Source organism: Ornithinibacillus jepli (assembly GCF_047228935.1).
GTDB lineage: Bacteria > Bacillota > Bacilli > Bacillales > Amphibacillaceae > Ornithinibacillus.
In genome coordinates, this window is record NZ_JBFEGG010000003.1 from 417,852 (window position 1) to 439,180 (window position 21,329).

Annotated in this window: 21 protein-coding genes and 1 other annotated feature; of the genes, 16 read left to right on the top strand and 5 right to left on the bottom strand. The window is 34.6% G+C overall.

Annotation, left to right across the window (positions count from 1 at the left end):
- Positions 1-52 precede the first annotated feature (52 nt).
- The 7 genes from AB1K81_RS13805 to AB1K81_RS13835 all read left to right on the top strand — a co-directional run bounded on the left by AB1K81_RS13805 (position 53) and on the right by AB1K81_RS13835 (position 7,348).
- Complete coding sequence (locus AB1K81_RS13805; RefSeq protein WP_412977236.1) at positions 53-613, top strand: glycerol-3-phosphate responsive antiterminator; 561 nt, start codon at positions 53-55, stop codon at positions 611-613.
- 58 nt (positions 614-671) lie between these two features.
- The gene (gene glpK / locus AB1K81_RS13810; RefSeq protein WP_412977237.1) at positions 672-2,162 is read left to right on the top strand and encodes a glycerol kinase GlpK; all 1,491 of its coding nucleotides are present in this window, start codon (positions 672-674) and stop codon (positions 2,160-2,162) included.
- Positions 2,163-2,357: 195 nt separating this feature from the next.
- Positions 2,358-3,203, top strand: coding sequence for an SPFH domain-containing protein (locus AB1K81_RS13815; RefSeq protein ID WP_412977380.1), 846 nt, complete (start codon positions 2,358-2,360; stop codon positions 3,201-3,203).
- A 12-nt stretch (positions 3,204-3,215) separates the two neighbouring features.
- Positions 3,216-3,392 (top strand): type II toxin-antitoxin system antitoxin, encoded by a 177-nt coding sequence (locus AB1K81_RS13820; protein ID WP_412977238.1) that lies wholly within the window; start codon positions 3,216-3,218, stop codon positions 3,390-3,392.
- A 519-nt stretch (positions 3,393-3,911) separates the two neighbouring features.
- On the top strand, positions 3,912-4,604 hold the full coding sequence (locus AB1K81_RS13825; RefSeq protein ID WP_412977239.1) for a response regulator transcription factor: 693 nt from the start codon (positions 3,912-3,914) through the stop codon (positions 4,602-4,604).
- Positions 4,582-6,828, top strand: a complete 2,247-nt coding sequence (locus AB1K81_RS13830) for a sensor histidine kinase (RefSeq protein ID WP_412977240.1) — start codon at positions 4,582-4,584, stop codon at positions 6,826-6,828. Before AB1K81_RS13825 ends, AB1K81_RS13830 begins: the two co-directional genes overlap by 23 nt.
- 4 nt (positions 6,829-6,832) lie before the next feature.
- Positions 6,833-7,348, top strand: coding sequence for an RNA polymerase sigma factor (locus AB1K81_RS13835; protein WP_412977241.1), 516 nt, complete (start codon positions 6,833-6,835; stop codon positions 7,346-7,348).
- Between the two features lie 49 nt (positions 7,349-7,397).
- On the opposite strand, the gene AB1K81_RS13840 is transcribed toward AB1K81_RS13835, so the two are convergent.
- Positions 7,398-7,535 carry a hypothetical protein gene (locus tag AB1K81_RS13840; RefSeq protein ID WP_412977242.1) on the bottom strand — a complete coding sequence of 46 codons (138 nt, stop codon included), beginning with the start codon at positions 7,533-7,535 and terminating at the stop codon, positions 7,398-7,400.
- A gap of 114 nt (positions 7,536-7,649) precedes the next feature.
- Positions 7,650-7,917 (top strand) — a binding site (T-box leader).
- 31 nt (positions 7,918-7,948) lie between these two features.
- Here AB1K81_RS13840 and metG point away from each other — a divergent pair.
- Positions 7,949-9,616, top strand: a complete 1,668-nt coding sequence (gene metG, locus AB1K81_RS13845) for a methionine--tRNA ligase (RefSeq protein WP_412977381.1) — start codon at positions 7,949-7,951, stop codon at positions 9,614-9,616.
- A gap of 54 nt (positions 9,617-9,670) precedes the next feature.
- Positions 9,671-10,117: a GNAT family N-acetyltransferase gene (locus tag AB1K81_RS13850; protein ID WP_412977243.1), complete on the top strand. Its 447-nt coding sequence runs from the start codon at positions 9,671-9,673 to the stop codon at positions 10,115-10,117.
- Between the two features lie 247 nt (positions 10,118-10,364).
- On the opposite strand, the gene AB1K81_RS13855 is transcribed toward AB1K81_RS13850, so the two are convergent.
- From AB1K81_RS13855 to AB1K81_RS13870, 4 genes are read right to left on the bottom strand one after another with little or no spacing between them, the layout of a single operon-like run.
- Positions 10,365-11,267, bottom strand: a complete 903-nt coding sequence (locus AB1K81_RS13855; RefSeq protein ID WP_412977244.1) for a sensor histidine kinase — start codon at positions 11,265-11,267, stop codon at positions 10,365-10,367.
- 19 nt (positions 11,268-11,286) lie between these two features.
- On the bottom strand, positions 11,287-11,958 hold the full coding sequence (locus AB1K81_RS13860) for a response regulator transcription factor (RefSeq protein ID WP_412977245.1): 672 nt from the start codon (positions 11,956-11,958) through the stop codon (positions 11,287-11,289).
- 10 nt (positions 11,959-11,968) lie between these two features.
- Positions 11,969-12,748: a DUF2705 family protein gene (locus tag AB1K81_RS13865; protein WP_412977246.1), complete on the bottom strand. Its 780-nt coding sequence runs from the start codon at positions 12,746-12,748 to the stop codon at positions 11,969-11,971.
- On the bottom strand, positions 12,741-13,658 hold the full coding sequence (locus tag AB1K81_RS13870; RefSeq protein WP_412977247.1) for an ATP-binding cassette domain-containing protein: 918 nt from the start codon (positions 13,656-13,658) through the stop codon (positions 12,741-12,743). Before AB1K81_RS13870 ends, AB1K81_RS13865 begins: the two co-directional genes overlap by 8 nt.
- Before the next feature lie 250 nt (positions 13,659-13,908).
- Here AB1K81_RS13870 and aroD point away from each other — a divergent pair, with 250 nt between their 5' ends.
- The 7 genes from aroD (at position 13,909) to AB1K81_RS13905 (ending at position 21,295) form a co-directional block, all read left to right on the top strand.
- Positions 13,909-14,670: a type I 3-dehydroquinate dehydratase gene (gene aroD / locus AB1K81_RS13875; RefSeq protein WP_412977248.1), complete on the top strand. Its 762-nt coding sequence runs from the start codon at positions 13,909-13,911 to the stop codon at positions 14,668-14,670.
- Positions 14,671-14,880: 210 nt separating this feature from the next.
- Positions 14,881-15,459, top strand: coding sequence for an RNA polymerase sigma factor (locus tag AB1K81_RS13880; protein ID WP_412977249.1), 579 nt, complete (start codon positions 14,881-14,883; stop codon positions 15,457-15,459).
- On the top strand, positions 15,419-15,745 hold the full coding sequence (locus tag AB1K81_RS13885; protein ID WP_412977250.1) for a hypothetical protein: 327 nt from the start codon (positions 15,419-15,421) through the stop codon (positions 15,743-15,745). The genes AB1K81_RS13880 and AB1K81_RS13885 overlap by 41 nt, the downstream gene beginning before the upstream one ends.
- Position 15,746: 1 nt before the next feature.
- On the top strand, positions 15,747-17,984 hold the full coding sequence (locus AB1K81_RS13890) for a hypothetical protein (protein ID WP_412977251.1): 2,238 nt from the start codon (positions 15,747-15,749) through the stop codon (positions 17,982-17,984).
- 168 nt (positions 17,985-18,152) lie between these two features.
- Positions 18,153-18,947, top strand: coding sequence for a DeoR/GlpR family DNA-binding transcription regulator (locus AB1K81_RS13895; RefSeq protein ID WP_412977252.1), 795 nt, complete (start codon positions 18,153-18,155; stop codon positions 18,945-18,947).
- Positions 18,948-18,952: 5 nt separating this feature from the next.
- The gene (murA, locus tag AB1K81_RS13900) at positions 18,953-20,248 is read left to right on the top strand and encodes a UDP-N-acetylglucosamine 1-carboxyvinyltransferase (RefSeq protein ID WP_412977253.1); all 1,296 of its coding nucleotides are present in this window, start codon (positions 18,953-18,955) and stop codon (positions 20,246-20,248) included.
- 108 nt (positions 20,249-20,356) lie between these two features.
- Positions 20,357-21,295 carry a hypothetical protein gene (locus tag AB1K81_RS13905; RefSeq protein ID WP_412977254.1) on the top strand — a complete coding sequence of 313 codons (939 nt, stop codon included), beginning with the start codon at positions 20,357-20,359 and terminating at the stop codon, positions 21,293-21,295.
- The last annotated feature ends 34 nt before the right edge of the window (positions 21,296-21,329 follow it).

The following is a 21,329-nucleotide window of genomic DNA, read 5'->3' on the forward strand; positions in this document are numbered from 1 at the left end:
TGATCATTATTATATTATCCATCTGTTGGTAAAATGCAAAGGGGGGAGAGCAATGAACTTTAAAGGGCAAGCAATTATACCAGTAATAGGTGAAATGAAAGATGTGGAAAAGCTAGCATTATATAACTATGAGTATTTTGCGATATTAAATGCACATATATCACGACTGAAATCGATTTTTCAAATGGCTAAGCAATACGATAAAAGGTTATTACTTGATATTGATTTAATCATGGGGTTAAAAGCTGATGAATATGCAACAGAATATATTTGTCAGGAATATAAGCCATTTGGCATTATCTCAACGAAGCCAAATGTTATTATGAAAGCAAAACAAAAAGGGGTTCAGACTTTTCAACGTATTTTTTTATTGGATTCCCAATCAATTGAAAGAAGTAGCAAAATTATCGAAAGAACTAACCCGGATTATATTGAATTACTCCCTGGTGTTGTCCCTAAGATAATACGCCAGTTTAGTCAACAAACGAATAAAGAAATTATCGCAAGTGGATTTATTGAAACCGTGGAAGAGGTTCAGCAGGCTATAGATGCTGGTGCAACTACAATCACAACTTCGGCTAAAGAGCTTTGGGATTATTATGACGAAAAGTAAAAATAGTTTTTAAGTAAAGTGATTTCAAGAGAGATGGGAATAAAGAGAGGATTACATAATGGATACATATATACTAGCAGTTGATCAAGGCACGACTAGTTCACGTGCAATTATTTTTAATAAAAAGGGTGAAATTGTTCATATTGCGCAAAAGGAGTTTACACAGTATTTTCCTAACCAAGGTTGGGTGGAGCATGATGCAAATGAAATTTGGGGTTCCATTTTATCTGTCATAGCGACAGCCCTAGTAGAATCAAACATCAAACCAGAGCAAATAGCTGGAATTGGAATTACTAACCAACGAGAAACAACGGTAGTATGGGATAAAAACACTGGAATTCCGGTATATCATGCGATAGTTTGGCAATCACGTCAAACTGAAGCAATCTGTCAGGACTTAAAGGATAATGGCTACGAGAAGCTAATTAGGGAAAGAACGGGATTATTAGTAGACCCTTATTTTTCTGGGTCTAAAGTTAAGTGGATTCTTGATCATGTAGACGGAGCAAGGGAAAAAGCTGAAAAAGGTAACCTACTATTTGGAACTATCGATACATGGCTAATTTGGAAATTTACTGGTGGTAAAGTTCATGTTACAGATTATTCCAATGCTTCACGCACGATGATGTTCAATATACATGAACTAAAATGGGACGAAGAATTATTAGATATTCTTACCATACCCCAAACGATGCTACCAGAAGTGCGTTCTTCTTCTGAAATTTATGGTACAACAGATAACGATCACTTTTTTGGACAAAAAATACCTTTAGCAGGTGTGGCTGGTGACCAACAAGCGGCATTATTTGGACAGGCTTGCTTCCGAGAAGGCATGGTTAAAAATACTTACGGAACTGGTTGTTTTATGTTGATGAATACAGGTGAGCGAGCGGTACAGTCCGAACATGGCTTATTAACGACTATAGCTTGGGGCATTGATGGAAAGGTAGAATACGCTCTTGAAGGCAGTATCTTTGTTGCAGGATCAGCTATTCAATGGTTACGCGATGGCATGAGAATGTTTCAACATGCTACTGACAGTGAAAAATATGCTACACGAGTAGACTCTACGGAAGGTGTCTATGTGGTGCCAGCATTTGTAGGATTAGGTACACCTTATTGGGATAGTGATGCACGTGGTGCAGTGTTTGGATTAACACGTGGTACGACAAAAGAGCATTTTGTAAGAGCGACTTTAGAGGCATTGGCATATCAAACAAGGGATGTTCTTTCTTCCATGATCAAAGATTCTGGAATATCCTTAAAATCCTTAAGAGTTGATGGTGGAAGTGTAGCGAATAATTTCCTTATGCAATTTCAAAGTGATTTATTAAACGTACCAGTTGAAAGACCTTCTATTAATGAAACTACTGCTCTAGGTGCTGCGTATTTAGCTGGGCTAGCAGTGGGATTCTGGAATAGTAAAGAAGAAATTGCGACCCAAAGGAGTCATGATACAGTATTTGAACCTAAAATGGAAGAATCGAGAAGAACGGATTTGTATAAAGGCTGGAAAAAGGCCGTTCAAGCAACGATGTTATTTAAATAGTTAGGTCAGTACAAAGGTTTGTCTTATAGACAAGCCTTTTTTCGTTTTGTTAAATATATATTTATAAGTCATAAGAATTAGCGAGAGAAAGTTTTAAATAATTACATCAAATAATTTTTAAAAAATTCACAAACATGATATCATAATGATATAGAAGTGATATAAAAATAAAAGGTGGGATATGTAATGAATGGAATGAAAGAGAGAAATGCTTGGGTAGTGAATGGTTACTTCGGGATACTTGTCATTGCCGGATTAATTGCTGGAACAGTATTTAGTTTTGTGGAGCAACAATTTATTCTTGGTGGGATATTTATTGTGTTGGCGATTGTGCTTGGCTCAGGTATAACGATGATTCAGCCAAACCAATCCGTAGTCGTTATTTTTCTTGGTAAATATATGGGAACCATACGCCGTGAAGGAATCGTTCTAACAGTACCATTTTCCGTTAGAAGAACTATTTCTCTTCGTGTTAGAAACTTTAACAGCAATCGATTAAAGGTAAATGATGTAAATGGTAATCCTATTGAGATAGCAGCAGTAATAGTATTTAAAGTAATTGACGCTGCAAAAGCAGTTTTTGATGTAGATCGCTATGAACAATTCGTTGAAATCCAAAGCGAAACTGCTATTCGAGCAGTAGCTACAAAGTATCCTTATGATAACTTCGATGTCGATGAATTAACGTTAAGAGGAAATGCAGAAGAAGTTTCTACGGAATTAACAGAAGAACTACAAGAAAGATTAATGGTTGCAGGTGTCGAGGTAATTGAAGCAAGATTAACGCATTTAGCATACTCCACAGAAATTGCACAAGCGATGCTCCAAAGACAACAGGCAAGTGCTATTATTTCTGCCCGTAAGCAGATTGTCGATGGTGCAGTTGGTATGGTACAGGATGCAATTGAACGTTTAGAAAAAGAAGGGATTGTTGAGTTAGATGATGAGCGTCGAGTTGCAATGATTAATAACCTCCTCGTATCCATTGTATCCGATCACGGGACACAGCCGGTTATAAATACAGGGTCACTATACCAATAAAGAAGTGATAAGATGACGAAAAAAAAGAATTTCCCATTACGCATTGATCCCAAACTGTATGATGCTCTTGAATCGTGGGCTAATGACGAATTCCGTAGCGTCAATAGTCATATCGAATTCCTACTAAGAGAGGCCATGAAAAAGGCGGGAAGACTACCGAAGAAACAGGAAAATAGTGAAGGGGAATAAGGATTTGAAAAGGCTATATTCAGGATCCTTTTCTTAGAGGATAGGGGTATTTCAACCACCACAGTGTTATGTACTGTGGTGGTTTTTTGTATTTACTTTAGAAGTAGAGAGTAGAGTAAAAAGGAATTGTTACCCCCGTTATCTGATACATAATTTGAGAGGGAGATCCTAGAAAAGGTAATAGAATATGGATCTCTGATACCTTAATTAGGAGAAAGCAAGGAATATGGTAAGAGACTCCCTTTGTCTTATCCTAAAAATTAGAAAAAGCGTATAAAAAGGTAACAGAAATTCATTCTCTAATCCCTAAAAGAAGCAAAAGCAGAGGAAAAGGAAATAGAGAATCATCATATAACCACCAACGAGTCTAGTTTTTTTATAAGATATTCCCTTAAAGGTATATAATAGGACTATAGTTTTAAAGAAACCTTAAGAAATTCTTAAGAAATTTATCAAATGAATATTAAGATTTAATGGCTATCATATAGACAAGAAAAAAATAGAAGGTTGGGGGAACAATTGGATCATTATAATGTCTTAGTTGTGGACGATGAGAAGGAAATTAGAGATGCGATTGAGATTTATTTGAAGAATGAAGGAGTAACAGTGCTCAAGGCAAAGGACGGTATTGAGGCATTGGAGATTTTGCATGAGCATGAAGTGCATCTAATCTTACTCGATGTTATGATGCCAAGGCTAGATGGAATTGGAGCTACATATAAGATTCGAGAAAAGAAGAACATTCCTATTATTATTTTAAGTGCTAAAAGTGAAGATACCGATAAAATATTAGGCCTTCAGGTAGGGGCGGATGATTATGTTACAAAGCCATTTAACCCAATGGAGCTAGTGGCAAGAGTAAAATCACAGCTTAGAAGGTATGTAACGCTTGGTACTTTTGAAGGGGCGAATAAAGTCATTGATATAAATGGACTGACTTTAGATCCTTCTTCAAAACAAGTAACGGTACACGGTGAGGAAGTAAAACTTACCCCGATAGAATATAAAATAGTTGAGCTATTGATGAAGAATGCAGGGAGAGTTTTTTCTATAAATGAAATTTATGAACGTGTATGGAAAGAACCGAACTATAATGCGGAAAATACGGTAGCTGTTCATATTCGAAAAATAAGAGAGAAAATAGAAATTGATACAAAAAATCCAAGATATTTAAAGGTGGTGTGGGGAATTGGGTATAAAATGGAAAAGTAGTTTTATTGTATTGATGATATGTTCACTCCTATTTTCGATTGGAATAACCGGAATCGTTCTATTAGCCGATGATGGTTATAACTATGCTCACAAGAATTATTTTTATTCCCCTCAATTTAAATATGAAAAAATAGATGAGATTTCTAGGTATATAGGAATATTTGAAATAAATAAATTGACCTTAGATGAAGCGTTAGAAAACATTACGGTAACCGATGAAGAGGTTGAGGAGCATCGTTATCGCTATGGAGATTTGTCACAACAGATTGCAAGTATCGAGTCACAATATGAAAATTTGATTCAACAGGCATTGGATGAAGATAATCAAAAAGTAGCTGATGCATATATAAGCGAAAGAGATGCCAAAATCGAAGACATAACCAAAAACTTCGAAAGTTATAATCATGTCCGTGATAAAATTGTGAAAGAAAAAGAAGAGGAAATTAAAGACTATTTTAACGAATTAGAAGAACATCGGGATAATTATGAAAGCTATAAGGATAGTATTAATTATTATATTACCGATACAAACACGGGTGAAGTTTATACGAATCTAGAGACTACTGAACAGAGTGAAGCGGTAAATCTAATATCTAACAATTCCTTGTTTTTTATCGATAACTATACATTCAATAATTGGAAATTGGTTCTTGATAACGTTGACGGAAGTGATGACGTTTATGAAATGTTAACCAACGATAATCGCTCATTCAAGGGGGTGTTTTCTGTTCCAAATAATTTGTCAGGGTCAAATCCTTTCATGATGGAATATCAAAGCTATAAAAAAGAGCAAACTCTATTTTTTAGTTTAGTTGCCTTGAGTTTGATTTCATTATTATTATCATTGATTATCATAAAAAGGGCTAAGAAATCACGTGAGGAAGTACGGAAGTTAGATCGTTACTACAATAAACTTCCATTAGATATTAGGATAACGCTATACGGGATAACAGTTATTTCAACTATTTGCATGATACCTATAATCATCTACGGTACCCAATTGACAATGGATGATTATTTCCCCTCTATTGAATTAGTGTTATCTATTCTGTTCTTCTCGGTTGGGTTAGTCCTGACTGGAATTCAATCCAATTTTCTATACCATACCGTTAAAAATTGGAAATCATTCCTAAGCCAATGGAAGAAGAGTTTAACTTATAAAGGGTACTTGCTAACCAAAAAATATAGTATTAAATTCATTCACTTAGGAAAAGAGGCCTTCCTAGATCAAACAACTGGTACTCAAATCGTATTAATGTTTACTGCTGTATTTGTATTAGGATTAATGTCTGTTATGGTCTTAATGCACCCAATCTTTGTACTGTTTTATATCGTAATACTTGCTGGTGTAGGAATTCCACTAGCAATGGCCATTATGAAAAAAATTGGTGATTTTAACGGGATTGTAAAAAATACAACAGAATTAGCTAATGGAAATCTTAGTCACCAACTTAAAGTTGAAGGTGGGTCAGTATTAGCTAAGTTAGCAAATAACATCAATGTACTGAAACAAGGGGTAAAAGAATCACAAACTGAACAAGCGAAAAGTGAGCGACTGAAGACAGAATTAATAACAAATGTTAGTCATGATTTGCGCACACCTTTAACTTCTATTATTACGTACACAGAACTATTAAAAGAGCAAGGAAACGTGGATGAGGAAAGTGCTGCATATGTAGAAATAATTGATCGTAAGTCTAAACGATTAAAAGTATTGATAGATGATTTATTTGAAGTATCTAAAATGGCTAGCGGGAATATTGAATTGAAGAAGGAGAAAGTAGAGTTAGTACAGCTATTGCAGCAGGCATTAGCGGAATATGATGATATGATTAATGACTCTAGCCTGCAGTTTCGAGTAACTCATGATGAACCACCGATCAATGCGGTTGTGGATGGTCAAAAGCTATGGCGCGTCTTTGACAACCTGATTGGTAATATTTTGAAATATTCCTTAGAAAACTCTCGTGTATATATTAATCTAACAGCTAATGAGGGCATGGCAATCATATCGTTTAAAAATGTTTCCAAGTATGAATTAAAAGATAATACCGATGAATTATTTGAACGGTTTAAACGAGGAGATACGTCTAGACATACTGAAGGAAGCGGTCTTGGACTTGCCATTGCTCAGTCAATAGTTGAACTCCATGATGGAATGTTAGACATAGAAACAGATGGTGATTTGTTTAAAGTAACAATTAACTTGAGGATAGAGGTATAGAATTATGTGTAGCATGGATATATCTGATCTATATACAAAACATTATAATCGGTTACTTCATATAAGCTACGCTATCGTTAAGGATATGCAATTAGCAGAAGATGTAGTTCAAGAAACCTTTATAAAAGTATTGCTAAATATGGATACGATTCAAGAAGAGGAGAAAGTTTCAGCTTGGTTATCTGTCATAACTAATCACGCTGCAATCGATATGTTACGTAAAGTGAAAAGCAATAAAGGTATTCCTACAGAACAAGAATTACTTGTTAATATGAAAATGGAAGAAACACCAAATGTGGAAGATGAAGTAGCCTATTATTTGTTATTAAAAGAAGTAAAACAAGAAATACGAAGTTTGAATAGTTCATATCGAGATGTGATGATTTTGAAAATGAAGTACGATTTAAAAGAAAGAGAAATTGCTGACCAGCTTAATATTAAGCTATCCTCCGTCAAGACAAGAATTCATCGTGCAAGAAAGCAATTGAAGGCTCAGTATGAAAAGCGGATTAGTGCTTAAATGTGTAATTGCCCCCTCTTGAAGGGGGCAATTTTTTTCTTAACTACATTCACATATCCTCATTATCTTTGTCGTTATATTTACTGCTGTTTAGTGCTTGTGCGAGGTTGTTAATGAATTGGTCCTTTTCTTTATCGTCATAGCTTTTTATATTTTTTTGATCTTCTTTAGCATGTTTCTTGTTCATTGTATCTCCTCCTTATCCATATTCTTACCGAGGAAATAGAAAGCTATGAAACAGAAACGTAGAAAAAGCTCTTTAAAATCAATTAATTTTATGCCATAATAATAAAAATACTTTTTACCAGCGATGATAAGGAAAGTAAATCAACACACATTTTCTTCCCAGAGAGCTTCGGTAGCTGAAAAGAAGCAGGAAATCGTTGATTGAAAATGGCCTTGGAGCTTCAGAGTCGACTTTTCTATTTAGAAAATAGATTCTGACGAGATTTGGCACTCGTTATAAATGTCAGAGTATAAGAGTGTATAACACTCCGTACTTAGTGAGGCTAATAATGTGAGTTATTAGTGAATTAAGGTGGTAACACGAGTTAACCCTCGTCCTTAGACTTAAGTCTTAAGGATGAGGGTTTTTTATATATTAAAAAGGAGGATAAGAAGATGAGTATTTTTATAGGTGGTGCATGGCCATATGCCAATGGTTCTTTGCACATTGGACATTTATCGAGTTTATTACCAGGAGATGTTTTAGCGCGGTACTTCCGTTTAAAAGGAGAGAAGGTACTGTACGTTTCTGGAAGTGATTGCAATGGAACTCCTATAGCAATTAAAGCGAAACAAGAAGGAGTGACACCTAAAGATATTGCTGACAAGTATCATCAAGAATTTAAAGAGAGCTTTGAAAGATTGGGATTTACGTTTGATTGCTATACCCGAACGGATACAGCATTACATCATGAAGTAGTTCAGAACGTATTTCTTGAATTGCTGGATAATGGAAAGCTTTATAAGAAGAAAGAAGATCAATGCTATTGTGAGTCTTGTGAACAGTTCCTTCCAGACCGATTTGTAGAAGGTACTTGCCCCCACTGCAAATCACAAGCGAGAGGAGATCAATGTGACTACTGTTCACAACTATTAAATCCAATCGAACTTCTTGATAAAATTTGTAAGACTTGTGGTAATGAACCAATCGTTAAAACGACTGAGCATTTTTATTTTAAATTAAGTTCTTTACAAAAGGAGCTTGAGCATTATGTATCTGAAGCTAAAAAGGATGGAAAATGGAGAGAAAATGCAATTCACTTGTCTGAGCGCTATTTAAAAGAAGGGCTAATAGACAGAGCAGTCTCAAGAGATCTACCAAATGGAGTACCAGTACCAGTGGAAGGTTATGAAGAAAAGAAAATTTATGTGTGGATTGAGGCTATAACTGGATATTATTCAGCAAGTAAACAGTGGGCTTTGGATAATGCTCGAGATGAAGCGGAGTTTTGGAACGAAAATACGAAAGCCTATTATGTTCACGGTAAAGATAATGTTCCGTTCCATTCAATTATTTGGCCAGGAATACTAAAGAGTATTAACAAAAAACCACTCCCTACTCATATTGTTTCCAATGAATTCTTAACGATAGAACAGAAAAAATTATCTACAAGTAGAAATTGGGCTATTTGGGTTCCAGACATTTTAACACGATATCATCCGGATTCTATTCGCTATTTTCTAATTGCTAATGCTCCAGAAAGTAGAGATGCGGATTTTTCATGGAGAGAATTTATCTATAGTCATAATAGTGAATTACTTGGGGCTTATGGGAATTTCGTGAATCGGACATTAAAATTTGTTGAAAAGTCATTTGATGGAAAATTGCCAAACGGTGAAGTAGAGGTTCTGTTTAAAGAAAAAATCATTCAGCTTTATGAGGAAGTAGGAGCATTGATTGAGATGGCAGAGTTTAAAACTGCCATAAATAAGATATTTCAATTTGTCCGTTATGCTAATAAATATTTCGATGAACAAAAGCCATGGATAAAAATTAAAGCAAACAAGAATGAGTGTGCTAATATTCTTGCAACCTGTGTGTATATTATTGCAAATTTAGCCCAAGTTTTGAATCCATTTCTCCCTTTTTCATCAGAGAGGATTCAGAAAATGTTAAGAATTACAGAAATAAAATGGAGCTTGATTGAATATAACGACTTATCTTTAGATGAAGTTGAGCCCTTATATGAGAGAATTGATATTATTCGGATTGAGGAAGAGACGATTAAGTTAAAGGAGAGTTCAAAACAAGGGACTGACTAAATGTGTTGTAATTAACTATTAGAAGAGGAAAGACATAAGAAGGAGTATTGAAAAATGAACTATCGAAAAGCGAACTGGGAAGATATTAACAAAATGGTCGAACTAAGAAAAAAACAATTAATTGATGAAGGAATTGAACCTACTGTAGATATTGATAAGGAACTATACGATTTCTTTCAAAATAAACTAAGTGATGGATCTTTAATTCAATGGCTTGTTGAAGAGGAAGAAGAAATAATCGCAACAGGTGCAATTATAATTTATGAATTTCCACCTTCCTATACCAACAAGAGTGGCAGAAAGGCATATATTACCAACATGTATACTAGGGAAGCTTACCGTGGTCAAGGATTGGCAACTCGTCTATTAACAAAACTAGTTGATGAGGCTAAACATTTAGAAATTACTAACATGTGGCTAGGTGCTTCGAAATTAGGAAGGCCAGTATATAAAAGGTTTGGTTTTCAGGAAACGAATGAATGGTTGGAGTTAAATTTATAATAACTACTAGAGGGCTGGGACATAACAAAATAGTACAAATGTAAAGTCGAATAATACTCAGCACTGAAAATATATGGAGACTCCAGCGGGAGGAAAGGCATCGGTGAGACCACATTGATGCCCCTTCGAGCAGATGTCGCACTTGTACTGGAAGTAACCGAAAGTATATTTCCGGTGCGTGGTAGGCGCATTATATTCGGTTATTCGTTTAACTAACATACTTAACTCCCAGCCTTTTAGGAGTAACTTAATTTCTAGACATAGGAAGATAGACCTTTAAAATAAACCATTGATCATCCAATTCCGCGATCATCTTCCCGTTCATCTTTTCCACTAGTTTTTTAGACAAATAAAGTCCTAGCCCACTTGCTTCTGTATTTGTTCTACTACTATTTTCGGTATAAAAGCGTGTAAATACTTTTTCTATGGCAAGCTTGCTATGTGATTTAATATCATTTTTAACGGTAAGGATGACATAATTATTATCAATTTTGTAATGTATCATCACGCGACTTCTAGCATAGCGGAGTATGTTTTGAACGATATTTTGGATAATACGGGCCAGCATTAATTGATCGGCTATAACTTGCCTATCCTGTAATTGATTCGAAAATTCAATTTCAATTTTCTTATCTTCCAGTTGCTCGTAGAAGGATAAGAAAATTTCTTCCACGAAATTAGAAAGAGAAAGCGTAGAAAGCTGAATTTCCTTTTGATTTGTTTCTATCCGTGCAAGGTCATAAAACTGGTCAGTCATTTCAATTAAACGTATCACTGAGCGTTCAATAATTTTTAAGTAGTCTTTTCTTTTATTTTCATCGGTGGCCGCTTGTAATAGTTGTACATAGCCATTAATAGAAGTAAGCGGTGTACGTAAATCATGTGAAAGTCCTGCAATAGATAACTTTACATTTTCCTCCATTTGTTTAGCGTTACGATTTTTTTCTTCAAAAATATCAATCATCTTATTCAATTCATCCACTATTTCCATTAATGCCTTTTCACGGAAATCTAGAGAGAGCCGACTTCCGTAAATAGAACGACTCGGGATTTCGTGCACTTTATGCTTTAACTTATGTAGTTCTCGTTTTAAGAAAAAAATATAAAATAGAAGCGTAAGTGTTAATAAGACAAATATCCAAAGCCACATAACATTTACGCTCCTTTCATTAATCAAATTTAAACCCTATACCCCATACTGTTTTGATATAGTTTGTGTCTTCCAAGTTTAGTTTATTTCGTAAGTTGCTGATATGCATATTAATCGTTTTATCACTATCAAAAAAGACTTCCTTCCAAACACTTTCATAAATATTGGCACGACTGAAAACTTTGTGCGGATTATCTAGAAATAGCAAAAGAATCGCATATTCACGGCCGGTAAGATGAACAGTTTGGTCATTTATCTTAACCTCACGGGTGTCCAAATCCACTCGAATATTCTTGTATACTAGTTCTTTTTTATCATTTATGGAAGCATTTGTTGCATGTCGTAATTGAATGTTAACTCTTGCAATTAATTCTTTCACGTCAAATGGTTTTGTAATATAATCATCAGCCCCACTAGATAAAAGCTCTATTTTCGATTCCTGGTCATTCTTTGCAGAAATTACGATTACTGGTTTATTGGACTTTTCTCTAATATGTTGGAGAAAATGTTCACCATCCATTCCTGGCAGCATTAAGTCCAAGAGAATTAGATCTACTTGATTATGTTCAAACAAAAGTTTCCCTTCTGTACCTGAGTATGCGCTTATAGATTCAAAATCGTGTAATTCCAGAGCCTCTTTAATAAGAGAATGAATGGATATATCATCTTCAATAATTAATATCGTTGTCAATTTAATCAACCTACTTTATATCTGTTCGTTTAAATAGAATGATACCTATAGCTGATGATAACACGATTGTGACAATACTGACTAATACCATTTCAGGAAATCTTGCAATATCAGCTGGATTCGCAAAATCGGAATAAAATAGAAAAGCTTCTGAAAACCAGTATGTTATAAATTTAAAATGTTCTGTTTGCATGAAAATTGGTGCACCAAACCCAGTTCCTATCGTATATAGAAAACTCCAAACAAGGGAAATGCTACTACTTTTCGTAATAAAGCTAATCATGACATAGATAGATACGTTTGCCATCATTAATAGATAGAGAGTAGTAAATGATTTAATAGCATAGCTAACATAATCGTTAATTTCAGCAACTTCACCGAAGCCGAAAACTACTGAAAAACTCCCTATTCCTAGTACAGTTAATAGGATTACACCAATTAACGTAACAATAGCAGCCATTACAAATTTAGATAAATAATAATGCATACGACTCCGCCCTAACGATAGGGCGTTTCGAATCGTCCCATTTTGAAATTCTTCACCGATAAAAAAGCTGATAAAAGCACACATTATCAGTAAAATTGTAAGTCCGTTTTTCTCCATCATCAAAATACCTGTTGCTCCATTGATCACTGTATCTTTTGCTTGTACTAATGTGGTTCCGTAATTCACAGCAATTTTACTATTGATTGCTTGGAGAATAGGAAGTACGGCCAAAATGCCAAGAACAATCCAAAGTTTCTTACTTCGTATTAATTTTATTTTTTCAGCTGTTAATAGATTAAGCATGATTGTTACCTCCTGTTAGTTGTAAGAAATAGTCTTCTAGTTTTTGTCTAGTCGTCCCAATTCTAGATACAGTCACATCATTTAGAACTAATGAGCGGTTGATGCTTGCGACATTATCCAATTGTTCATAGATGTTAATTTCTGTCTTGTTAATTACCTCGTAATCACTAACTCCAATTTCATCTAACACCGTGACAGCCTTTTCTACTTCAGTAGTTTCTAATTCTATATGCTGGCGGGTTTCTCGGGATAAATCTTCTTTGGATAGTTCATTAATTAGTTTGCCATCGTGTAATATACCATAATGGGTAGCCACTTGAGATAGCTCATCTAATAAATGGCTAGATAGTAAAACCGTTATTCCACGCTCCCTTACTAATCGCTGAATAATCTCTCGCATTTCCACAATGCCGGATGGATCGAGACCGTTGGTTGGCTCATCTAGAATTAAAAATTCAGGGTTTGTAATTAGCGTTGAAGCAATTGCTAATCGTTGACGCATTCCCAATGAGAAATTTTTAGCTTTCTTCTTATTTGTAGATTGAAGGTTCATTAGACGAAGTAAATCATCAATTTCCCGTTCGCTAACCCCACCATTTGCAGCCTGTACGCGAAGATTTTCCCGTGCAGTTAGTTCTGGATATAATGCTGGTGTTTCAATGGATTGCCCCATTCTTCTACGTGCATGTTGTAACCCTTTTGCGCCAGTTTCTCCAAACAGTTCGATTTCACCTTCGTTAATGTTGATTAGCCCCATAATTGTACGCATGAATGTTGATTTACCTGCACCGTTTTCTCCAATTAAGCCATAAATCATTCCTCGTTTTATTTCGATCGATACTTTATCTAGTGCTTTATGTTCGCCGTATGTTTTAGAAATATTGGTTGCTTTAAGAATTGTTTCCGACATGATAATTCTTCCTTTCAAAGTTGATAAGTTTAGTATAAGGAGTAGGTATAAATAAATAGACTATAAAAGTATAAAAAAAGTGTAAAGAAATGAATGGGTGCAATGAAGGTAATTTTGCGAATCTCACGATAAATGTATTTTGCATATAGAAACAGAAGATTATTTGGCCATAAGTAATCGAGGCTTTACTAAGATGAGAAAAATAGATTAAGATGGAAATAAGTTACATGGAGCAAGGAGTAGACTAACGATGAAAACCATTAGGGTTAGGGATATAACGATTGGGGAAGGATTACCGAAAATAATTGTACCTTTAGTAAGTAGTTTAGAGCAGGAACTACTTTCTGAAATAAAAAAAGTCTTGGCAATGAATCCGGATATAATTGAATGGCGTGTGGATTCATATAAACTAGTAGAAAATCTAAATTCTGTTTTGAAAACTCTTAAAAAATTAAGAGGGCTAATAAAAAATGTCCCTTTACTTTTTACCTTCCGAACTTTTCAAGAAGGTGGTAAACAGTCACTTTCAATGGAAAACTATGAGCATCTACTAGAAAAAGTAATTCAATCAAAATTAGTTGATTTGATTGATGTTCAGCTGTTTTTAGAAGAGCGTTTATTAAAGAAACTAGTTTCTCTTGCTAATGAAAATGAGGTTTTGGTAGTCATGTCTAATCATGACTTTGAAAAAACACCTGAGAAGGATGAAATCATTTTTCGATTGAGAAAAATGCAAGAGCTTGGCGCTGACATTCCGAAAATAGCTGTTATGCCTAATGGAAATGAAGACGTTCTTACCATATTAGATGCTACTAATACAATGAAAGAAAAATTTTCAGATCGGCCATTTATTACGGTTTCTATGGGACGTGTAGGATTAATTAGTCGACTTACAGGTCATGTGTTTGGTTCTGCAGCAACTTTTGCTTCAGGTGTAAATGATTCAGCTCCAGGTCAAATAACTATCACAGAGTTAAAGAATGTATTAGAGACTATTTATAAATATAGCTAGGACCTAGTTTTTAAATAATATAAACCCTTTAACTCCTCATCTGAAGCTTGTCTAGTTATACGAAATCACCTTTTCCATTTAGAAAGGGTGATTTTTTGTTGCCTGATTTCGGTGAATCTGAACATGTTATAATTTTAACAACTAAATCAAATCTTTTTGCAACTTTTTTAACGAATGGACGCATCTATGTATTAGAAAGGGGGGGCCAGCTTGCAACTTGTTGAGAGATTAATAGATAAACAGGAAAGTGCACTACTAGAATTAATGAATACATATGGTGATTATTTAGTGCGAACAGCTTTTCTGTTACTGAAGGATCATCAAACTGCAGAAGAAGCGGTTCAAGATACTTTCGTCATTGCTTTTGAAAAGATTAGGCAATTAGAAGACCCGATGAAACTTAAAAGCTGGCTTACCGCTATCGTAACGAACTGTTGTCGATCTCGAATGCGTAAATGGAGTTGGAAAAATATATTACTAGCAATTGAGAATAACCATATCCATGACGATGAAGCGACACCGTCGGCTGAAGAGGAATTAATGGAATGGATATGGAACTCAAGCTTAAGTGAAGCGATACATGAATTAGATTACAAATATCGAGAAGTCTTAACATTATATTATTTTAATGAAATGAAAATTAGTGAGATTGCTGAGCTAACACAAGAAAAGGAAAACACGATAAAATCGAGGCTAAAGCGGGCACGAATAAAATTGAAGGATATATTGGTGAAGGGAGAGGAATTTCTTGATGAAAGCGAAAGAGCAATTAAAAGTCAACCTCGATAAAGAAGTGGAGAGCATTCAATTTACTAAGCATCAGGAAGTACTTGAGCAAGTTTATCCAACTACTTGGAAACAAAAACTTCATAAGCTTTGGAACAAAGAGATTTCTATACCTTTAATACCAGTTAGTACCGTCTTTGCCTTAATGGTTATCGCAATAGGATATGTTGAAATTAATACATCTGAGAAGATAAATAACCCGAATCAAGAAAAGGTAATAATTCAGGTTGCTGGTAATTATTATTGGAAGGACGAATTTGAAAGGGCGTTGTTAAAAAATGAGAATTAAGATGAAAGTAAAACATCTTGTATTGCTGGTTTTAGGTTTTTTAATTCTAGTCCCTTTGATTTTAAATGTTTTGTTTCCAAGAGTTGAGTTGTATTTAGCGGAAAAGAACATAACGGAAGGCAATGAAAAAGAGAAGCAGGAAATTTTAGAGTTACTAAATACAACTAAAATAGAATCAAAAAAATGGGAAATAATCCAAAAGTACATGATAGAAGATGGATTATCACGACAATTTGATATTTACATCAGTCCTTCCTTTACCATGGGTGGTAGTCCGATAGATGATTCAACCATTTACTTTACAAGTGATGAGAAAATTCCTTTTTTGAAAGAGTATATTAAAGAGGCACCTGTCGATGGATATTTACATAGTGCTGCTATGGTTTTATCTTCTATTTTTCAAAGTGAAGGAGAGGTTGAAAAAGCGAAAAGGGTTTTACATGATACTTCTCATCGGTTTACTGCTCAAGATTCATATTTTCGAGAGGAACTGTTAATAGAGCGTATTCGAATTGCTAAAAATTACAGGGAGTTTGATGAGGCGAATCAATATATAGAAGAATTACTAGACTCACTTGATGAAAGTCATCATGATATAATCGCACAAATTGCTCAACTAAAAGCAGAGATAATTCTCCAACAAGGTGATATAGAAAAAGCATTAGTAGAAGTAGAGAAAGCTATTAAAAATTATGAGGAAAAATACCAAGAAGATATAGAAGAAGTACCAGATTCTGAAAAGGATAATTTTCCTTCAATCGAAAATCATGTTTATTATCAAAGTTTGAAAACATTGGAGAGATCATTGAAGGTATCAAATAACACTGGGAAACCGGTTAGTATATCAGGAAAAGTAGTTCGTAGTGATGGCACACCTATGAGAGGGGTGGGAGTATTCTTACGAGATAAACAAAATGCTAATCGAAGTGTTAGTCCAGAAGATTCCTTCCAAGTGATTACGGATAGCGAAGGTCGATATGTGTTTAATGGAGTTATTCCTAAAGACTATCAAATAACTTTAGGTTTTTACTATTCTCAGATTAGTGGTTGGAACTGGTCGGTGAATATGGATGAATGGATTGCAGTAGATGGTAGTAAAAATATTACGTACAATATTGTACTTCAAAAATTAATTAAGATAAGGGAACCGGTTAATGAGAAGATTATTAAGGATAAGATTGTTCACTTTGAGTGGGAAGCAGTAGAAGGTGCTAGTTATTATAATATTGGATTTGGATTTGATATTGAGGGTGGATCAATTGGCACAGGATCAATTAATCGAATTAGCAGCACAGAGATTGACATACCGATTGATGATATCTACAACATAAACGGTGGTATATCTATAGATGAAGAGGGAGTAGTAGATCCTGTATCATTATTGGCATACACTAATCCAGAAAATCGTTTTAACTGGAATGTATCAGCTTTTGATGAAGATGGAAATCTGATTACAAAAAGTAACGGTTATCGATTAGATGATAAATCAATTGGAGATTTACCATTCTTTTATTTGAAAGAGCGAGAATTGACTAATGCTGATAAATTATTATTAGATAATCAAAAGGATGAAGCATTAAAAGAATATATTATAAATTACGAGAACGATTCAAACGATCTTCATAGTCTCAGGATGATTACAAGGCTAATTGGGGTGGAAGACGTAGGTTATGGTAAGAAGGAAGATGAAAAAGTAGTCTCATACTTAGAAGATTTAGCTATAAAATCTCCTTCTGAATCTACTCTATTTCGTTTAATGCATTATTACTATGATGAAAATAAATGGGAAGATTTTCAAAAGTGGTTTGATAAATACATTGATATAGTTAAAGAACTTAATGAATATACTCAGTCCATCTATGCAAGTGCATTAATGAAACAAGGTTATCATGAAGATGCTGACCATGAGTTTAAAGAAGCTATGAAAAAGGATGGAAGTAACCGCTTTGTTGGTCATTGGATTGCTAATGAATTGTATCGGAAAGGGCTCACGGAATATGTCACCCAAATTGCAAAAGATAATCCTTTTCATTCCTATAGCGGTAATGAAGCCAACTGGTTAGTGATATTAAATAACTGTATTGAAGAAAGTAAAAGCTTTTCTGATTATGAAAAAGAATTAACTAAAGTATTAGAAATTTTCTTTGCCGGAGATACTGAAGAATTAGATAATTGGTTAGCCTATACTAATAAACCTCAAATGAAAAAGTTAATTGAGGCAATTAAATCAGTAAAATAAAAATCAGAGCTATTCATAATTAGAATAGCTCTGATTTTTTACGTTGACTTAAGACAATATTTAAATTAGGATAAAAAACGAATAAAACGGAAACAACATTGACAAAACGGAACAAAAAAGCATAGTATGAAAATAACTTATACTTGGTAAAATGGGTGGTGTGATCATATGTTAGCTGAAGAGCGCAGGCAGATAATACTTGAAATTCTTCAAAAAGATGGTAGAGTAATTGCTAAAGAACTTTCCGATTTATTCCATATCTCTGTTGATTCGGTAAGAAGAGATCTTGCCATTATGGAAAATCAAGGATTGTTGCAAAAAACATATGGTGGAGCTATAGCAATAAAACCACTTCAAAAGGTAAGAACATTACCTTCTTCAGAGGGTAAACGATACGGCGAACCAGAACCTCACCAAGATGCCATTTCCAAACTTGCAGCCTCTTATATCCAAGAGCATGATACCGTATTTATTGGAGGAGCGGGAATTCAATATGGGATGTTAAGACATCTTCCGAAAGATTTTTCGTTTACGTTAGTGACGAACTCCATGAAGATTGCAGAAATAGTACGGAAACAAGAAAATATTACCTCTTATTTAATTGGAGGAAAATTAAGAGCAGAATCAGCAGGTAGTATTATCGATACACTTGCAGTAGAAATGATGAGCAAATTTTCTTTAGATATAGGATTTATCACAGGTGGCGGGATTACAGCGACGGGAATCAGCACAGCCACACCTGAAGGAGCAGCTTTTGCTAGAAAAGTAGCAGAAGTATCAAGAAAGAATATATGTTTAGCTCCTCATGAAAAAATTGGACAGCAAATGTTTATATCCTCTATTCCAATAATAAATATTGATACAATTATAACTGATGAAGCAGCTTCTGAAAAAGTCATACATGAAATTGAAAAGACAAAAACTGAAATAATTTTTGCAGATGCTCTTCCATCCAAGGAGTGAAACTTTTGAAAGCTATTCGTGTAGATTATTCACCTAATATAAATGGTGTTGTACAAGTTCCAGGTTCTAAAAATAGTTCACTTGCTTTACTTGCAGCAGCTTGTCTTTCTGATGAAACCATTACATTTGAAGGTATTCCAAATATAGCTGATTTTCGTGTTATTTGTGAAATGGGTGAAGAAGTAGGACTCAAAATAAAACGAGAAATAACAGGGGATATTTCAATTGATCCTAGATCTATTTCATCTACAGATTTTGATCCGCAAAAATCTTCCTCTTTTAGAACGGCTTATTATTTTATAGGAGCATTATTAGCTAAATACGGAAGAGTATCCGTTGGGTATCCAGGTGGCGATGATTTTGTTAGTAGGCCAATTGATCAGCATATTAAGGCATTAGAAATGTTGGGAGCAACCTTTACGTATCATAAAGATTATTATGTTGTAGAGGCTAAAGAATTACGTGGTACTACTATTTATTTTGATACGATTACTTCAGGTGCTACTATAAACGCGATACTTACTGCAGTACGAGCTAAAGGTGAAACGATTTTACTTAATGCAGCACGTGACCCAGAAGTAATTGATACTGTTATTTTCTTAAACAAAATAGGAGCTCATATAAGTGGTGCAGGGACTGACACCATTCGTATTACTGGAGTAAATCATTTAACAGGTGGGACACATCGTGTTATCCCGGATCGATTAATTGCTGGTTCATTTTTAATTGCTGCGGGTGTAGCAGGTGGTAGTGTAACGGTGCAAGATGTTATCCCAGAGCATTTAGGCTCTTGTATTGCGAAGCTTAAGGAAATTGGGGTAGAACTAGACATAATGGATAATGCGATAACTGCCCATTCAACTGGAAAATTAAAAGCATCACGTATTCGAACAGGTATGTATCCAGGTTTTGCAACAGATTTGCAGCAACCAATGACTACACTATTAACACAAGCTTCCGGAAAAAGCATCATTGCAGAGAAAATTTATCCGAATCGCTTCAAGCATGTTGCACAACTAAATAAAATGGGAGCAGACATCCGGGTACGTTCTGGTGTTGCTTTTGTTAAAGGAAAAAGCAATTTGAAAGGTGCTATAGTTTCAACTTCCGATATTCGAGCTGGAATTTCATTAATTTTAGCAGGAATGGTAGCGGAAGGAACTACGTATATTACTGGCGTAGAGCATATCGAACGCGGTTATGAGGATGCAGTAAAAGCATTCCAATCTTTAGGAGTAAAAATAACTAAAGAATCGATTCCGTTTGGATATAGCGGTCAGTTTCTTGATGAGGTACAATAATGAGTAGGAAGTGCAGGAGTATAAGGCACTTCCTTTTTTGTATTTACTCTGAAACTTTTAGAGGGACTATATCGTATGTACTAGTACAGCATAAAAGGGGGAATAGTGATGATCAGTGATTTAAATAACCAAATTATTCAAGTGAAAGGTAAAATCCGTCAGAAAAATAAACTTGATTCACAGCTTCAAGATTATAACAATGAACTAACTCATATTGAAAATACGATTAGACAGCTAAAAGGTAAATTGGCTGAAGAAAAGGCAGACGTTAAAAAGCTAGAAGGCTTTCATATTACTAATTTTTTCTCTACTATCACAGGAACAAAATATGAAAAGCTAGATAAGGAAAATAGAGAAGTTTTAGCGGTTCAATTGCAATTAGAAGAAGCTGAAAAGACGAGGGATGAGATTTCCGTATCTATTTTAGATTTACGTAAAAAGCTAAATGAGGTTAAGAGTAATGAACAACTGTATGAAGAATTATTAGAGAAAAAAGAGTTACTTATTAAGAATAGTGACTCGCGTTATGCTGATGAATTATATCGGTTGAGTGAACAAGAAGGAGAAATTCAAGCCTATTTAAAAGAAATCGATGAGGCGATAAATGCTGGAGAAAATGCACAACAAGCACTTACAAATGCTGCAGAATCACTGAACTCTGCTTCTAATTGGGGAACTTTTGATATGTTAGGGGGAGGTATGATTTCTAGTGCCATTAAACATAGTAGAATGGATGATGCATCGAATCATATCCATATCGCTCAAAGTAGAATGAGAAATTTTCAAAAGGAGTTACTGGATATTGATGAAATGATTCATGTTGACATGGATGTATCAGGTTTATTGAAATTCGCAGACTTTTTCTTTGATGGATTAATAGTAGATTGGATGGTTCAAGGTCGTATTAATAGTTCACTAGATCAAGTACAAGATCAACTTGCTAAAGTTAGAAATATATTAAGGAATTTAATAAAAGAGAAAACTAATCTACAAAATAAGTTAGTGGAAATCACTGAAAAGAGGCAAGAAATACTTGAAAGTATATAAGGTATATGAATGTTAAACTAAGGGTAATCCAGAA

Coding starts and splice junctions, on each gene's coding strand:
- glpK (WP_412977237.1), top strand. CDS start 672: ATGGATACATATATACTAGCAGTTGATCAAGGCACGACTAGTTCACGT.
- AB1K81_RS13855 (WP_412977244.1), bottom strand. CDS start 11,267: ATGTGGCTTTGGATATTTGTCTTATTAACACTTACGCTTCTATTTTAT.
- AB1K81_RS13890 (WP_412977251.1), top strand. CDS start 15,747: ATGAAAGTAAAACATCTTGTATTGCTGGTTTTAGGTTTTTTAATTCTA.
- AB1K81_RS13905 (WP_412977254.1), top strand. CDS start 20,357: ATGATCAGTGATTTAAATAACCAAATTATTCAAGTGAAAGGTAAAATC.
- AB1K81_RS13850 (WP_412977243.1), top strand. CDS start 9,671: ATGAACTATCGAAAAGCGAACTGGGAAGATATTAACAAAATGGTCGAA.
- AB1K81_RS13870 (WP_412977247.1), bottom strand. CDS start 13,658: ATGTCGGAAACAATTCTTAAAGCAACCAATATTTCTAAAACATACGGC.
- AB1K81_RS13840 (WP_412977242.1), bottom strand. CDS start 7,535: ATGAACAAGAAACATGCTAAAGAAGATCAAAAAAATATAAAAAGCTAT.
- AB1K81_RS13820 (WP_412977238.1), top strand. CDS start 3,216: ATGACGAAAAAAAAGAATTTCCCATTACGCATTGATCCCAAACTGTAT.
- AB1K81_RS13865 (WP_412977246.1), bottom strand. CDS start 12,748: ATGCTTAATCTATTAACAGCTGAAAAAATAAAATTAATACGAAGTAAG.
- AB1K81_RS13895 (WP_412977252.1), top strand. CDS start 18,153: ATGTTAGCTGAAGAGCGCAGGCAGATAATACTTGAAATTCTTCAAAAA.
- AB1K81_RS13835 (WP_412977241.1), top strand. CDS start 6,833: ATGTGTAGCATGGATATATCTGATCTATATACAAAACATTATAATCGG.
- AB1K81_RS13815 (WP_412977380.1), top strand. CDS start 2,358: ATGAAAGAGAGAAATGCTTGGGTAGTGAATGGTTACTTCGGGATACTT.
- aroD (WP_412977248.1), top strand. CDS start 13,909: ATGAAAACCATTAGGGTTAGGGATATAACGATTGGGGAAGGATTACCG.
- AB1K81_RS13805 (WP_412977236.1), top strand. CDS start 53: ATGAACTTTAAAGGGCAAGCAATTATACCAGTAATAGGTGAAATGAAA.